Genomic DNA, 15,143 nt, shown 5'->3' with positions numbered 1-15,143 from the left:
GGTGGGAGGCGGGGTGGTCGGGGGCGGGGTGGTGGGGGGCGGGGTGGTCGGCGGTGGGCTGGTGGGTCCGCCGCCCCACTGCGGGTTCGGCCACGGGCCGCAGTACGGGGTCGGGGTGTACCAGCCGGAGTTGCCGGAGCCCTGGGTGATCTGGAAGCCGGCACCGACGCAGTTGTGGATCGGGTTGCTCTGCGCGATGTTGGTGGCCCGTACGTTGGTGAAGGACACCTGACTGTTCGCCTGCACCTGGAGCGCATAAGTGCCAGCGCCATCGATGCGTACGTTGGTGAGGTTGATCCCGTTGGTCTGGCCTTCGATCCAGTGCAGCGCCGCGTAGGAGCTGTCCAGGATGTCGGTGTCGGTGATGTTGATGGTGGGGTTCTGGAACGCCTCGTTGAGCGCGGAGAACCAGATCGCCCCGACACCGAAGTTCCAGTTGTAGTCCGAGTTGCCGTTGCGGATCAACGTGTTCCGGGCGATCGTCCAGGTGCCCTGGACTCCGGTGGCGCCCTGCACGCCGGGGTAGCGGTTCGCGACGTGGATGCCGCCGCCGTTGGACAGCGAATCGGCCGTCACGTTGTCGGTGATCTTGATGTCCCGACCGCCGTAGCTGACCAGGTGGTTCGCCAGCAGGGTCACCCCGATGGTGTTGTGGGTGAAGGAGTTGTTGACGTTCGGCACGCTCTGCGCCCACATCGCCAACGCGTCGTCGCCGGTGTTGCGGACGAAGGTGTTCGTCACCGTCGAATTGGTCACGCCGGTGTGGAAGTTCACCCCGTCCGCGGTCTGGTCCAGGATCCGGCTGTTGCGGATGGTGAAGTTGTCCATCGGGCCGTCCATCCACGCCCCGACCTTTGTGTTCTCCAGCCAGAGGTTGTCGACCACCGAGTTGGTCATCGCCCCGCCCAGGGCATTGACCTGGTCGTCGTCGATCCGCTCGCGGATGTCGCCGATGATGGCGAAGTCCCGCAGGGTGACGTTGCGGCTCGGCCCGTTCGCCTCGTGCGCGCGCACCGGGCCGGTGTAGCCGCCACCGGGGACGTACTTGCCGTAGATGCCGACGGACCGGTGCCGCTCGGTGGGGTGCCGGCCGCCGAGCACCGAATACCAGGGACCTGCGCCGCGCAGGGTCACCCCGTCGACCACCACGTGATCCCAGAGGGTGAAGGTGCCGGTCGGGATCCAGACCGCCCGACCCTGGGCCTTTCCGGCGTCGACCGCCGCCTGGAACTTCGCGGTCGAGTCGGTCGCGCCGCTCGGGTCGGCCCCGAAGTCCGTGACCACGTCGAGCACACCGGAGGGCTTCGTGATCGCCGGGGCGACCAGCTCGAAGTCGGCCAGGTCGATGGTGAACGAGGGTGACTGGGCGGTCGAGGAGACCTGGAACCGGATCTTGGTACCGGCCGGCTGGGTGCTGCCGAACATGGCCCGGGTCTCGTCGTAGAAGTGGTGCGGGTTGGTGTCACCCGGGTTGTTGTTGAACGGGTATCCGCCGTAGTACCAGCCGTACTTCGACGTCACCGGGACCGACTTCAGCAGCGACCCGTTGGCCCGCAGGTCGATGGCGGCGTCCCGGCCGGTGCCGGCCGAGTTGTCCGGCAGGCTGTAGCGGAAGGTCACCGCGTTGGCCGGAGCGGTGAGGGTGAACTCGACGTACTCGCCGACGGCGTCGAGGGTGACCGCCTCCCGACCGGACGCCTCGGACGGCAACGTGCCGTAGCGCCGGTCCGGGCCGATCTTCGTGCCGTTGTGGGCGGTCTCCTCCGCCTCCTGCTCGACGAACGGAACGGTGGCGCCCCGATTGGGGATGTCGAAGGGGGACAGCCCCGCCGCCGAGGCCGGGGTCGCGGTGCCGGTGACCGCGAGGGCGGTCACCGAGGTGGCGGCGAGCAGGGTGGCGGCGATGGCGGCCAACCCTGCCCGGGTCGGGTGTCGAAGGTGGTGCGGGGTGCCGGTGGTGTGGTTGGCCATGAGCTGCGCTCTCCCTTTCGTCAGGCAGGCCAGGTCCCCCCGTGTCGGTGCGGTGTGGCGCGTCCCCCTCGTTCTCCCTTCTTGGTGGTGTGGTGCCGGCGGCCGGGACGGGCCGCCGGCACCACGGCGAGCAGAGTCAGGTCAGGCCGGGCCCGTCCGCCAATTCGGGGGTACGCAGCCAGACGGCGGTGTCGGACGGCAGCAACCCGTCGTCGAGTGGCCCGCTGGCCAGCAGCAACTCCCCCTGAGCTGGCATCGGCACCGGTGCGGCGGAGAGGTTTACCAGGCAGGTGAAGCCGCCGCCACGGCTGAACGCGAGCACCCCGTCCGGGGCGGGCAGCCAGGTCAGCTCGCCGTCGCCGAGCGCCGGGTCGGCCTTTCGGGCCTGGATCGCGGCCCGGTACAGCTCCAGCATCGAGGCCGAGTCGCCGGTCTGAGCGGTGGCCGTCCGGTCCTTCCAGTCGGCCGGCTGCGGCAGCCACGGCGCGGCGGCACCCTCGGGGCTGAACTCGAAGGGCGGCTCGTCGCCGGCCCACGGCAGCGGTACGCGGCAGCCGTCCCGGCCGGGGTCGATCCGACCGGACCGCTCCCACATCGGGTCCTGCCGCAGCGCGTACGGGATGTCCTCGACCTCGTAGAGGCCCAGCTCCTCGCCCTGGTAGACGTAGGCCGCGCCGGGCAGCGACAGCGAGAGCAGCGCGGCGGCGCGGGCCCGGCGGGTGCCCAGCTCCAGGTCGGTGGGGGTGCCCTCGCGCTTGGCGGCGAAGCTGAACCTGGTGTCGGCCCGACCGTAGCGGGTGACGTGTCGGGTGACGTCGTGGTTCGAGAGCACCCAGGTGGCCGGCGCGTTGACCGGCGCGTGCGCGCTCAGCGTGCCGTCGATGCTCTCGCGCAGCGCTGCGGCGTCCCACGCGCAGCCGAGGAAGTCGAAGTTGAACGCGGCGTGCAGCTCGTCCGGGCGCAGGTAGTTGGCGAACCGCTGCCGGTCCGGCAGCCACACCTCACCGATCAGCGCGCGGTCGGCGTACTCGTCGGCGACCCGACGCCAGCCCCGGTAGATGTCGTGCACCCCGTCGAGGTCGTGGAACGGGTGCGGCCGATCGGGCTGGACCTCGGGCAGCGTGCCGTCCTTGACCAGGAGCCCGGCCGAGTCGATCCGGATGCCGTCCACGCCCCGGTCGAACCAGAACCGCAGGATGGCCTCGAACTCTTCCCGCACCCGGGGGTGGTCCCAGTTGAAGTCCGGCTGCTGCGGGGCGAACAGGTGCAGGTACCAGTCGCCGGGGGTGCCGTCCGGGTTTGTGGTGCGGGTCCAGGTCTCGCCGCCGAACTCGCCGATCCAGTCGGTGGGTCGCTCATCGCCGTTCGGGCCTCGGCCGGGCCGGAACCAGAACAGGTCGCGTTCGGGCGCCCCGGGCCCGCCGGCGAGCGCGGCCTGGAACCAGGGGTGCGCGTCGGAGCAGTGGTTCGGCACCACGTCGACGATCGTCCGGATGCCCAGCTCGTGCGCCTCGGCGATCAGCGCCTCGGCCTCGGCCAGCGTGCCGAAGACCGGGTCGATGTCGCGGTAGTCGGAGACGTCGTAGCCGGCGTCCGCCATCGGCGAGGGATACCAAGGGCTGAACCAGATCGCGTCGACGCCGAGCGCGGACAGGTGGTTCAGCCGGGACCGGATGCCAGCGATGTCGCCGATGCCGTCGCCGTTGCCGTCGGCGAAGCTCCGGGGATACACCTGGTAGATCACCGCTCCCCGCCACCACGGACTTCTGTCAGCTGTGGACACGAGCACCTGCTTTCTGCGTCAGTACGTCGGCGGGTTCGCCGGACCTGGTTATGTGTCGGGCGAACGGTCGTTGTTCGCCGCGGGTCGGGATGCGGTGGTGGCTATCCCTTGATGCTGCCCGTGGTCAGACCGGACATGATGTTGCGTTGGAAGATCAGGAAGATGATGACGGTTGGGATCGCGGCGATGACCGACGCGGCGATCACCACGTTCATCGGGGTGCCACCGGCGAAGGCGTAGATGCCGACGCTTACCGTCCGGGTCTCGGGCGAGGGCATGACCAGCTTCGGCCAGAGGAAGTCCTTCCACACCGCCGTCACGGCGAAGATCGAGACGACGCCGAGGATGGGACGCGACAGCGGCAGGATGATCGACCAGAGCGTACGCAGCGACGTCGCCCCGTCCATGAGGGCGGCGGCCATCAGCTCCTCGGGGATCGAGTCGAAGAACCGCTTCAACAGGAAGATGTTGAACGCGTTGGCGACCAGGGGCAGCCAGATGGCGAACGGTGAGTCCAGCAGGTTGATGTGCACGATCGGCAGGTCGATCACGGTCACGTACTGCGGCACGATGAGGACCATCGCCGGGATCATCAGCGTCCCCAGCATCAGGGCGAGGATCGCGTTGCCGAAGATCGGCCGAAGCTTGGACAACGAGTACGCGGCCGCGGTGTCGAAGACCAGTTGGAACAGCACCGCGCCGATCGCGTAGTAGAAGGTGTTGAACAGCAGCTTGGCGAGGGCCAGGTTGTTCCACGCGTCGATGTAGTTCTGCGGCTGCGGATCCTTCGGGAACAGCGACGGCGGGGTCTGCGCGATCTCCTGGCCGGACTTGAGCGCGCCGGTGACCATCCAGTAGAGCGGCCCGAGGAAGACAAGCGTGAAGCCCGCCACCACGACGATCAGCAGCGTCCAGTAGATGACCCGGCCGCGCCCCCGACTGAGCTGGGCATGGGAGATGAGGGTCCGGGTTCCGGAGTCCTGTGCCATTCCTCGCCGTCCTAGTCCTGTTTCGCAGTCAGCCGCACGTACACGGCGGAGAAGCCGGCCAGCACCACGAGCATGATCACGCCCAGGGCGGCGGCGCCGTTGAGGTCGTTCTGGAAGAACCCGTGCTGATAGATGAGGTACGCCACCGAGGTCGCGGAGTCCTCCGCGCCGGCGCCGTTGGCGAGGATCAGCGGCTCGATGAAGAGCTGCATCGTGGCGACGATCTGCAGCATCGCCATGAGCGCCAGGATCAGCCGGGTCTGCGGGATCGTCACGTGCACGATCCGCCGCCAGATCCCAGCCCCGTCCAGCTCGGCGGCCTCGTACAGCTCGCCCGGGATATTCTGCAACGACGCCAGGTAGATGAGCACCGCGCCGCCCATGTTCATCCAGGTGGACGCGACCACCATCGCCGGCATCGTCATCTCGGGCGACTGCATCCACTGCGAGGTGGGCAGGTGCAGCGCCTTGAGGATCGCGTTGAAGAGCCCCGCCTCGCTGGGGTCGTACGCGTAGAACTTGAAGAGGAACAGCGCGGAGGCCGGCGGCAGCATCACCGGCAGGTAGACCAGGATCCGCAGGTACCCCTTGGCGTGGCGGAACTCGTTGAGCAGCACCGCCACGAAGAACGGCACCACGTAACCGAGGGCGAGCGCGAGCACCGTGAAGTAGAACGTGTTCTGCCAGGCCGTCCAGAAGCTGGGGTCGGCGATGATCCGGGAGTAGTTGTCCCAGCCAACCCAGGTGGTCTCGCCGCGCCGGGTGCGCTGGAAGCTCATCACGATGCCGCGGATCATCGGGTACCAGGAGAAGACGACGAAGCAGAGCACCGCCCCGATCAGGAACGCGTGACCGGTGAGGTTGTCCCGTACCTTACGGCCGAGGCTGGTGCGCTGCGGCCTCGCCGAGTACGGCGACGGCGGGCGGCCCGGCTTCCTGGGGGTCTCCGGGACAGTGGTGATCGTCAAGGCAACTCCTGGGTGAGTCAGTGACGTCGACGATGCGGTGCGGATGTGGGGGCCGGGTCGGCGTCCCGGCCCCCACACGATCTCCTCAGCTCTCGGCGGCGAGGAGCTGGTTGACCTTCTCCTCAGCGGTCTTGAGCAGCGCGTCGATGTTCGAGTTCGGGTTGGTCAGCACACCGGACATCGCGGCGTCGAGCACCGCGTAGATGGCCTGTGCGTTGCGCGGCTCACCCTTGATCGGCACCGGGGTCGCCTCGAAGAGCGCGAAGTTCGCGGTGTCGACGTTCGCGTTCGCCTTGCGCAGCTCCAGCTCCTGCTTCTGCGCGTCACTGCCGTTGGCGAAGAGCAGCGGCTGGGGCAGACCCACCGGGTAGTTCTGCGGCTTGGCCCGGACGTAGTCGAACTGGCCCTTGCCCGGGGTCAGCTTCTGGTACGCGATCCACTTGAGACCGGCCTTGACCTGCTCGGGAGTGAGGTCCTTCTTGAAGAAGTAGCCCTCGCCGCCACCGAGCGTCCCCTTCGCCGCACCATCCTGGCCGGGCAGCGGAGCCATCGCCCAGTCCTGGAACTTGCCCTGGAACTGGCTGACGATCGCCTGGGTGGCGTCCGGGGCGCCGATGAACATGCCGACCTTGCCCGCGCCGGCGTTGGTCAGCAGGTCGCCCCACTGGAGCAGCTGACGGGCACCCATGCTGTTGTCGCCGTACCGCATGTCCTTGAGGTTCTGCAGGACCTGCTTGCCCATGGCGTTGTTGAAGTCGGCCTTCTTGCCGTCGGCCGTGAGCACCTGGCCGCCCTGCGAGTAGAGCAGGGAGGTGAAGTGCCAGCCGCCGGTGTTGCCGGCGCTGTACTCCGAGTAGCCGGCGATGCCGTTGCCGAGCGCGGAGATCTTCTTGGCCGCGGCCCGGACCTCGGCCCAGGTCTTGGGCGGGTTGTTGACGTCAAGCCCGGCCTGCTGGAACAGGACCTTGTTGTAGACCAGGCCCATCGAGTAGTTCTTCACCGGCACGGCGTAGAGCTTGCCGCCGTCGGTGAAGACCTCCTTGAGCGCCGGGTCGACGCTGTCCCAGGTCGAGATCGCGTCCTTGTTGACGTGCTGGCTGATGTCCATCGCCTGACCGGAGTCGAGCACCTGCGCCAGATCGGTCATGTACCCGTAGAACACGTCCGTCACGGTGCCGCCGGCGAGGCGGGCGGTGAAGTCCGGCGGGTTGTTGCACTGCTCGCCGACGCTGACGCTCTTGATGGTGATGTCCGGGTTCTGCTTCTGGAACTCGGCGACGTCGTCGTTCCAGTTCTTCAGCAGCTCTTTCTGAGCGCCGACCGGCTGGCAGTCGACAGTGATGGTGACCTTGCCGCCTGCGGTCGAGCCCTTGTCGTCGCTCTTCGTGGAGCACGCCGTGAGGCTGAGCCCCAGGCCGGCCACGAGCGCAACCGCCGCAGCCTTTCGGTATTGCGGTACGGACATCTGTCCATCCCTTCGGGAACGGGTGTCTCCAATGACCTTCGCTGATCTGCGGTGATACGACCTGACGCCCAGTAGCTGCGTCGGAGCCAGGTGTGAGTGGAGTCACTGTAACGAGGCCGACTCATTTCGGCAAGGTATCGACCTCGTTCCGAAAGGACACGACGTGATGACGACAGATGTTGGCAAGCCTGTGAAAGCAGCCCGGTTTGCCAGCTATTGGTCCCTTATGGCCGGTCATTCGGCCCGGTCGATGTTGATCGTTTCCAGCAACGACGAAAACGGCCGCCGACCGCGAGAAGCGGTCGACGGCCGAAGCGTCGTTCGGTACGTGCCTAACGGCGAGGGGCGGGGGCGGTCGAGCCCCGCACCACCAACTCCGGCTCGAACAGCAGCTCGTCCTGGAGTACGCCGGCACCCTCGATCTGGGTGACCAACAGATCCACGGCGGCCTGCCCCATCGTCTCGATCGGCTGCCGCACCGTGGTCAACGGCGGATCGGTGCACGTCATGAACGCGGAGTCGTCGAAACCCACCACCGACACGTCCGCCGGCACCGAACGACCCAACCGCCGGGCCGCGCGGATCGTGCCCAGCGCCAGGACGTCGCTGGCGCAGATGATGCCGGTGACGCCCCGCTCGACCAACTTCGTGGCGGCGACCCGTGCCCCCTCCATCGAGAAGCTGGACCGCTCGACGCACTCGGCGTCGGCCTCGCCCCAGCCCGCCGCCTGGATCATCGCGTCGAGCTTGCGCCGCGACGGCACATGCCCCTCCGGCCCGAGCACCATCCCGATCCGTTCGTGCCCGAGCGAGCGCAGGTGCCCGTACGCCTGCTCCACCGCCACCGCGTCGTCGGTGGAGACCCGGGGAAACCCCAACTCGTCCACACCCGCGTTGACAAGCACGACCGGAAGCCCCCGATCGGTCAGCCGACGGTAGTGGTCGTGTCGAGCGTCGGCGAGCGCGTACGAGCCACCGGCGAAGATCACCCCGGAGACCTGGTGGTCGAGGAGCATCTCCACGTAGTCCATTTCGGAGACGCCGCCAATGGTCCGGGCACAGAGCGCCGGGGTGTAGCCGCGCTGGGCGAGAGTCCCGGTGACCACCTCGGCCAGCGCCGGGAAGATCGGGTTCTGCAACTCGGGCAACACCAGCCCGACCAGCCGGGCGCGTTCGCCACGCAGCTTGGTGGGCCGCTCGTAACCGAGCACGTCCAGCGCCGTCAGCACGGCCGTCCGGGTCGCCTCGGAGACACCGTCGCGGCCGTTGAGCACCCGGCTGACGGTGGCCTCGCTGACGCCCGCCTTCTTGGCAACTTCAGTCAACCGCTTGGTCACGGTCGCAATCGTACGTCACCTGAATGAAAGAAATGAACAGCAAATTGCTTGCCGTTTGCTGTTCGGCCACTGCATTCTTCCCACCGCCGACCATTCCGCCCCCTCCGACCGCGACGACCCGCAACACCGAACGCCGAAGTCCACTCTTGTCGGCGTCCGGCCACACGAGCGCGAGCGTTCGACCAGGCAAGCGCTGGCGTCCGACCACCCGAACCCTGAAGTCCCGCACCCGAGCGCAGGCGTCCGGTCACCCCGCGCACCGAAGTCCGCGCGCCAACGACGGCCAGCCGCACCAAGCTCTCCCCTACCCCGCGAGGCCCAGCCGGCGGCACGATTTGCCCGATATCTGGCGACCCGGCTCGGCCGACCCGATCCAGGCGGGCATGATCGACTCGGTTTCAGTGATATCGCGGTGTCCCAGCGCCCCGGATACCGCGACTTCCTGAAACACGAGTGGATCAAGCCGCCACGCGCGGGACACCGCCACGCGCGGGACGTGGTGGCCTCGGGTGGCCCAGGTCAGGACAGGTTGCGTAGGGCGTCTTCGATGGCCCGGTGGAAGGTCGGGTACGCGTAGATCATGTGCCGGAGCTGACTCAGCGGAACCGCCGCGTGCACCGCCACCACCAGTGCGGAGAGCACCTCGCCGCCAGCCGGGCCGACCGAGGTCGCACCGATCAGCACACCCTGGTCGGCGTCCGCGACGAGCTTGATGAAACCGTCGTCGCCGACCTGGTGGATCCAGCCCCGGGTGGAGCTGCCGAGTTTGGTGAAACCGACCTGCACGTTGATGCCGCGCTCGCGGGCCTGCTGCTCGGTGAGCCCGACCGCGCCGACCTCGGGATCGGTGAAGGTCACCCGGGGCAGCGCGCGGTAGTCGGCTCGCGGAACGGTGCCGGCCGACCCGCTCGATCCGCTGGTCGCCAGCGAACTGGACGCGCCCATCGCCCCGCCGACCACGCTGGAGGTCCCGCTGGCGTCCGCCCCCGCCTTCGCCTTCCGAGCGCGGGCCAGGATGTCGGCGATCACGATCCCCGCCTGGTACATGGCGATGTGCGTGAAGGCGCCCTCGCCGGTCAGGTCACCGACCGCCCAGACGTGGTCGGTGACGCGCAGACGGTCGTCGACCGGCAGGTAGCGCTGACTGGCGTCCAGACCGATCGTGTCCAGCCCCAACTCGGTCAGGTGGGCCTTGCGCCCGGTCACCACCAGCAGCCGATCGGCGGTGAACTCGGCACCGCCGCCACCACGCAGGGTGAACCTGGTCCCGTCGTGCTCGACCCGTTCGGCGCGTACCCCGGTGTGGATCTGGACGCCGTCGGCGCGCAGCGCCGCCGCGGCGACCTCGGACGCCTCGGGCTCCTCCACGGCCAGCACCCGGTCGAGCGCCTCGACCACGGTGACCCGGACCCCGAAGCGGGCGAAGACCTGCGCCAACTCCAGGCCGATCGCGCCGCCGCCGAGCACGAGCAGCGACTCCGGCAGCTCCTCGACCTCGATCGCCTGGTGGTTGGTCCAGTACGGCGTGTCGGCCAGACCGTCGATCGGCGGCACCGACGGGCGGGTGCCGGTGCCCAGCACGACCCCGTGTCGGGCCTCGAACACCTGGTCACCGACGCGGACCCGGCGCGGACCGTCGAGCCGGCCGCTGCCCCGCACGAGCCGCCCACCCTTGCCGATGAATCGGTCCGCCGCGACCGCGTCGTCCCAGGTGTCGGTGGCTTCCTCGCGGATCCGCTTGGCCACCGGCGCCCAGTCCGGCTGGACCTGCGCCGTCCCGGCGAGCCCGTCGACCCGGCGAGCCTCGGCGAGGGCGTTGGCCGCTCTGATCATCATCTTGCTCGGGATGCAGCCCCAGTAGGGGCACTCCCCGCCGACGAGATCCCGTTCGACGCCGACGACGCTGAGGCCGGCCTCGGCGAGGCGTTTGGCCACCTCCTCGCCGCCGACCCCGAGCCCGACCACGACCACATCCACCAGCTCCGGCTCCGCCACTGAAACAGCATCCCCCAGCGACACCACCCCGGCCACCGGGGTCGGCGGAAAAGCCGACCCGCTCACCGGCTCGGACGCTTACCGTGGCCGGATGCACGCACGCTTCGCTCCGGTCCGGGACTGCTTCCACGACCTGCTCGCCGCCGGCCGGGAGACCGGCGCCAGCCTGACCATCTGGTACGACGGGCAGCCAGTCGTGGACCTGATCGGCGGCTCGCGCAGCGGCGACGGGCCGGGCGGCGAGCCGTGGCGGCCGGACACGCTTGTGAACGTCTACTCGGTCGGCAAGCCGGTGGCCGCGCTCTGCCTGTTGCTGCTCGTCGACCGGGAGAAGGTCGATCTCGACGCTGCCGTGGACCGGTACTGGCCGGAGTTCCGCACTTCCGCCACCGTGCGTCAGGTGTTGTCGCACACCGCCGGGCTGCCGGCCTTCCCGGTGCCCCGACCGGCCACCGCGGTCGCCGACTGGGCGCTGCTCACCGGCGACCTGGCCGCCGCCGACCCCGAGTGGTCGCCGGGCTCGGTCGCCGGAGAACACGCCTGGACGTACGGGCACCTGGTGGGCGAGCTGGTCCGCCGGGTCGACGGACGGTCGGTGGGCCGGTTCCTGGCCGAGGAGATCGCCGACCGGTGGCACCTCGACCTCGGCTTCGGGCTGGCCGAGGCGGACCAGCGGCGCTGCGCGGACCTGCGGTACGGCGACCCGGGGTGGCCGACCCGGGTGCTCGGTGAGCCGGGCTCGCTGCGGGCCCGCTCAATGGGCAACCCGGCCGGTGGGCAGGACCTGGCCGTGCTGAACAGCCCGCTGTGGCGAGGCTCCGAGGTGCCCGCGGTCAATTTGCACGCCACCGCGTCCAGCCTGGCCCGGCTCTACGCCGGGCTGTTGGCCGGTGGTGTCCTGGACGGCGTCCGACTGGTCAGCCCCGAGCTGATCGCGGAGGCGACCCGGGTTCAGTACGACGGGCCGGACCTGGTGTTGGAACGCGACACCCAGTGGACGCTGGGCATGCTGTGGGAGCCGGACGGCAGCTGGGGCATGGGCGGGCTCGGCGGCAGCAGCGCGTGGGCCGACCCCGAGCGCGGTTACACCTTCGCGTACGCCACGGCGCACCTCGCCGAGCACGACCGGGTGGACGAGCTGGTCGAGGCGTTGCACTCGGTGCTCTGAGCGGGTCAGCGCAGCCAGACCGGGTCGGTGCCGGGCACCGAGAGCGGTGGCGGGTAGTCCAGGGTGCGGCGGAGCTGGTCCGGCAGTCGCCACGGCTGGTGCACCGCCTTGCCGTGCACCCCGGCCAGCTCCGGCACCCACCGGCGCACGTAGTCGCCGGCCGGGTCGTACCGCTCGGCCTGCCGGACCGGGTTGAACCCCCGGTAGGGCTTCGTGTCGTTGCCGGTGCCGGCGACCCACTGCCAGTTGCCGGAGTTGTTCGCCACGTCCCCGTCGAGCAGCCAGTGGAAGAAGACCGGCACCCCGGACCGCCAGTCCTGCCCGAGGTGCTTGGTCAGGTAGCCGGCGGTGATCAGCCGGGCCCGGTTGTGCATCCAGCCCTGCGCCCGCAGCTGCCGCATCCCGGCGTCGACGATCGGCATCCCGGTCTGTCCCTCGGTCCAGGCCGCCAACGCGTCGTCGTCGTAGCGCCACTGCTCGGTGGCACCCCGCCGGTACGCCCTGGTCGAGATGTCCGGGAAGGCGGCGGTGACCTGGTAGTAGAAGTCCCGCCAGCAGAGCTGCCGGACGAACGGGCCGGACCGGTCCCCGGCGCGGTTCGCCACCGCCAGCGGTGACACACAGCCGAAGCGCAGGTACGGGCTGAGCCGGGAGGTGTCGTCGCCGGCCATGTCGTCGTGCTGATCGCCGTACCGGGTCAGGTCGGGCAGCCAGGCGGTGAGCCGCTGCCGGGCGAGCCGCTCACCGCCGCTTGCCGCGTCGGGCGAGTCTCCGGCGGGCAGCGCCGGCAGCCGGCCCACGCGTACCCCGTCGGGCAGGGCGATCCGGCGCGGCGCGGCCAACTCCTCGCGCCACCGGTTGGCCGCCCAGGCCCGGTGGTACGGGCTGAACACCCGGTAGTGGTCACCGCCGCCGCCGGGTCGCAGCGCACCCGGCTCGACCACGGTCAGCCCGGGAAACAGGCGCAGGTGCAGTCGGTGCCGCTCGCACTCGGCGCGCAGTCGCCGCTCCCGGCGGCTGGCGTGGTGACTGACGTCGGCGGAGAGCGCGACGGCGGTCGCGCCGACCTCGGCGGCCAGCCGGATCGTCTCGGCCACCGGGTCGCCGTGTCGCACCACCAGGTCACCGCCGCGTTCGCGGAGCTGAGTGCGCAGGTCGGCGAGGGCCTGGTGCAGAAAGCGGGTGCGGTTGGCGGACAGGTCGGCCAGCGCCGGGTCGAGCACGAACAACGGCACCACCCGGTCGAAGGCCGCACAGGTGGTGGCCAGCGCCGGGTGGTCGTGCACCCGCAGGTCGCGGGTGAGAAGCACGATCGCCGTGCTCGCGGTCACCGGCCCTCCGGGTGGGTGGTCGGCCCGGGGATGACGACCGGCGTACCGGTCGAGCTGAGCAGGGCACGCGCGGCCACCGCCATCCGTCGCCGCTGTGGCACCAGGGCCCGCCGAACGAAGACGTCGTAGTCCTGCGCGGCCACCTCGTCGAGGATGCCGCCGTAGAGCGCGTACGCGGTGCGCATGCAGGCCTGCGAGGCGGGCGCCAGCATCGTGACACCCGGTGCGGCGGCGGCGTAGTGCGCCTGGGCGCGGGTCACCTCGTACTCGATCAGCTCGCGGATCCGGGGCGTACCGCGGCCCCGGGCACGCGCCTCGGCCAACTCCTCGCGGGTGACCCCGAACTTCGCCATGTCCTCGTCCGGCAGGTAGGTGCGGCCCCGGTCGAGATCCTCGGCGACGTCCCGGATGAAGTTGGTGAGCTGGAAGGCGAAGCCGAGTTGCCGGGCCGGCTCCCGTGCCGCCGCCGGGTCGGAGCTGCCCAGGATCGGCAGCATCATGGTGCCGATGACCGCCGCCGAGCCCTCCATGTAGTCGAGCAGGTGGTCGTAGGTCGGGTACGCGGTGACGGTCAGGTCCATCGCCATGCTCTTCAAAAACGACGCAAAGTCGTCCCGGTCGAGATCGAAGACGGCGATCGTGTGCAGCACGGCCGGCAACAGTGGGTCGTCGACTGGCGCACCGTGCAGACCGGCCACGAACTGGCTGGCCCAGTGGTCCAGCCGAGCGGCCCGCTCGGCCGGCGGCAGGTCCTCAGTGCGGTCGACGATCTCGTCCGCGTACCGGGTGAACCCGTAGAGGGCGTGCACATGTCGTCGTTTCCAAGCGGGGAGCAGGCGGGTAGCGAGATAGTAGGTGCGGCCGTGACGTTTGTGCAGCTCACGGCACCGGTCATAGGCAGCGGTGAGATCAGTTTCCACCGGCCCTCCTCCATTATCGACGCACCAATCGACGCAACTCGTAGCCTAGGGTACGCTCAGCCGCATGGCCAACGACGCAGTTGCGGGCAACGTGACCCGCGTGGCGCCGGCAGGGCCGGGGGACGGGGACGATCCGGTCCGCGCCGTTCTGGCCGCATACACCCACGACCTGGTCACGGCGGTCGACGAGACCCTGACCACCTTCCTCAGCGCCGAGGTCGACTCCCTCAACGAGATCGACCCATCGATGGGCGCCTTCGCCGCCACCGCGCGGGAGGTCGTCCTCACCGGCGGCAAGCGGATCCGGTCCACGTTCGCCTACTGGGGTTGGCGCGGGGCGGTGGGCGCCACCGCAGCGCTGCCACCCGTCCTGCCCGCGCTGGCCGCGCTGGAGTTGCTGCACACCTTCGCGCTTGTGCACGACGACGTGATGGACGCGTCCACCACCCGCCGTGGCCGACCCACCGCACACGTCGCCCTCGCCGAACAGCACATCGCCGCGAACCACCGAGGTGATCCCGGCCGGTTCGGCGAGGCCGCCGCCGTGCTCATCGGCGACCTCTGCATGGTCTGGGCCGATCAGCTGCTGGCCCACGCAACGGTGCCGTCGGATCGACTCTTCGAGGTTCGGCGCTGCTACGACCAGATGCGGGTGGAGACGGTCGCCGGGCAATACCTCGACGTGCTCGGCGAGAACGACCCGGCCAGCTGGTCGGTCGACCGGGCGCTGCGGGTGGCCCGCTACAAGACCGCCAGCTACACCGTCCAGCGACCACTCCTCTTCGGGGCCCGCCTCGCCGGGGTGCCCGCCGACGATGCGCTCATTCCCGCGTACACCCGCTATGGCCTGGCGGTCGGCGAAGCGTTCCAGCTCCGCGACGACCTGCTCGGGGTCTACGGCGACCCGGCGGCCACCGGCAAGCCGGCCGGTGACGACCTCCGCACCGGCAAGCCGACCACGCTGCTCATGCTGGCCCGTGAGCTTGCCACGCCGGCCCAGCTCGCGGCGTTGGACCGGGCCGCCGACGGCCCGGTCGACGAACTCGCCGGGCTGGTCGCCGAGACCGGCGCGGTGACCCGGTTGGAGGAGATGATCGCCGAGCGGGTGAGCGACGCGTTGACCGCGCTCGACGCGGCGCCCGTCAACGAGACGGCGCGTACCGCGCTGACCGGGCTGGCCACCGCCGCTGCCAACCGGCGGGCCTGATGAGCGACT

11 protein-coding genes are annotated in these 15,143 nt (G+C 69.9%); 2 read left to right on the top strand and 9 right to left on the bottom strand.

The annotated features are described in order from the left end of the window. The 7 genes from IF46_RS0128205 to IF46_RS0128175 all read right to left on the bottom strand — a co-directional run. The coding region (locus IF46_RS0128205; RefSeq protein WP_036393528.1) for a glycosyl hydrolase family 28-related protein at positions 1 to 1,971 on the bottom strand (1,971 nt) is incomplete at its 3' end. Between the two features lie 136 nt (positions 1,972 to 2,107). Next, a complete protein-coding gene (locus tag IF46_RS0128200) occupies positions 2,108 to 3,715 on the bottom strand; it encodes a glycoside hydrolase family 13 protein (RefSeq protein ID WP_232234196.1) in 1,608 nt (535 codons plus the stop codon). A 140-nt stretch (positions 3,716 to 3,855) separates the two neighbouring features. Next, a complete protein-coding gene (locus IF46_RS0128195) occupies positions 3,856 to 4,743 on the bottom strand; it encodes a carbohydrate ABC transporter permease (RefSeq protein WP_030491425.1) in 888 nt (295 codons plus the stop codon). A gap of 11 nt (positions 4,744 to 4,754) precedes the next feature. Further along, complete coding sequence (locus IF46_RS0128190) at positions 4,755 to 5,711, bottom strand: carbohydrate ABC transporter permease (protein ID WP_030491424.1); 957 nt, start codon at positions 5,709 to 5,711, stop codon at positions 4,755 to 4,757. A gap of 85 nt (positions 5,712 to 5,796) precedes the next feature. Further along, positions 5,797 to 7,176, bottom strand: a complete 1,380-nt coding sequence (locus tag IF46_RS0128185; protein ID WP_030491423.1) for an ABC transporter substrate-binding protein — start codon at positions 7,174 to 7,176, stop codon at positions 5,797 to 5,799. A gap of 332 nt (positions 7,177 to 7,508) precedes the next feature. Then, entirely contained in the window at positions 7,509 to 8,513 is a 1,005-nt protein-coding gene (locus IF46_RS0128180) for a LacI family DNA-binding transcriptional regulator (protein ID WP_030491422.1), read from the bottom strand. Positions 8,514 to 9,032: 519 nt separating this feature from the next. Then, complete coding sequence (locus IF46_RS0128175; protein ID WP_030491421.1) at positions 9,033 to 10,508, bottom strand: dihydrolipoyl dehydrogenase family protein; 1,476 nt, start codon at positions 10,506 to 10,508, stop codon at positions 9,033 to 9,035. A gap of 91 nt (positions 10,509 to 10,599) precedes the next feature. Between IF46_RS0128175 and IF46_RS0128170 the strand changes: the two genes are divergently transcribed. Next, a complete protein-coding gene (locus tag IF46_RS0128170) occupies positions 10,600 to 11,676 on the top strand; it encodes a serine hydrolase domain-containing protein (protein ID WP_030491420.1) in 1,077 nt (358 codons plus the stop codon). 5 nt (positions 11,677 to 11,681) lie between these two features. Here IF46_RS0128170 and IF46_RS0128165 read toward each other — a convergent pair whose 3' ends face one another. After that, positions 11,682 to 13,007, bottom strand: a complete 1,326-nt coding sequence (locus IF46_RS0128165) for a cryptochrome/photolyase family protein (protein ID WP_030491419.1) — start codon at positions 13,005 to 13,007, stop codon at positions 11,682 to 11,684. Next, positions 13,004 to 13,927, bottom strand: coding sequence for a phytoene/squalene synthase family protein (locus tag IF46_RS0128160; RefSeq protein WP_030491418.1), 924 nt, complete (start codon positions 13,925 to 13,927; stop codon positions 13,004 to 13,006). Before IF46_RS0128160 ends, IF46_RS0128165 begins: the two co-directional genes overlap by 4 nt. Positions 13,928 to 13,991: 64 nt before the next feature. Here IF46_RS0128160 and IF46_RS0128155 point away from each other — a divergent pair, with 64 nt between their 5' ends. After that, positions 13,992 to 15,134: a polyprenyl synthetase family protein gene (locus IF46_RS0128155; protein WP_030491417.1), complete on the top strand. Its 1,143-nt coding sequence runs from the start codon at positions 13,992 to 13,994 to the stop codon at positions 15,132 to 15,134. The last annotated feature ends 9 nt before the right edge of the window (positions 15,135 to 15,143 follow it).

It is taken from the genome of Micromonospora chokoriensis, from assembly GCF_000718555.1.
Classification (GTDB): domain Bacteria; phylum Actinomycetota; class Actinomycetes; order Mycobacteriales; family Micromonosporaceae; genus Micromonospora; species Micromonospora chokoriensis_B.
The sequence above is the reverse complement of the archived record's forward strand: the minus strand, read 5'-3'. Positions and strand labels throughout refer to the sequence as shown.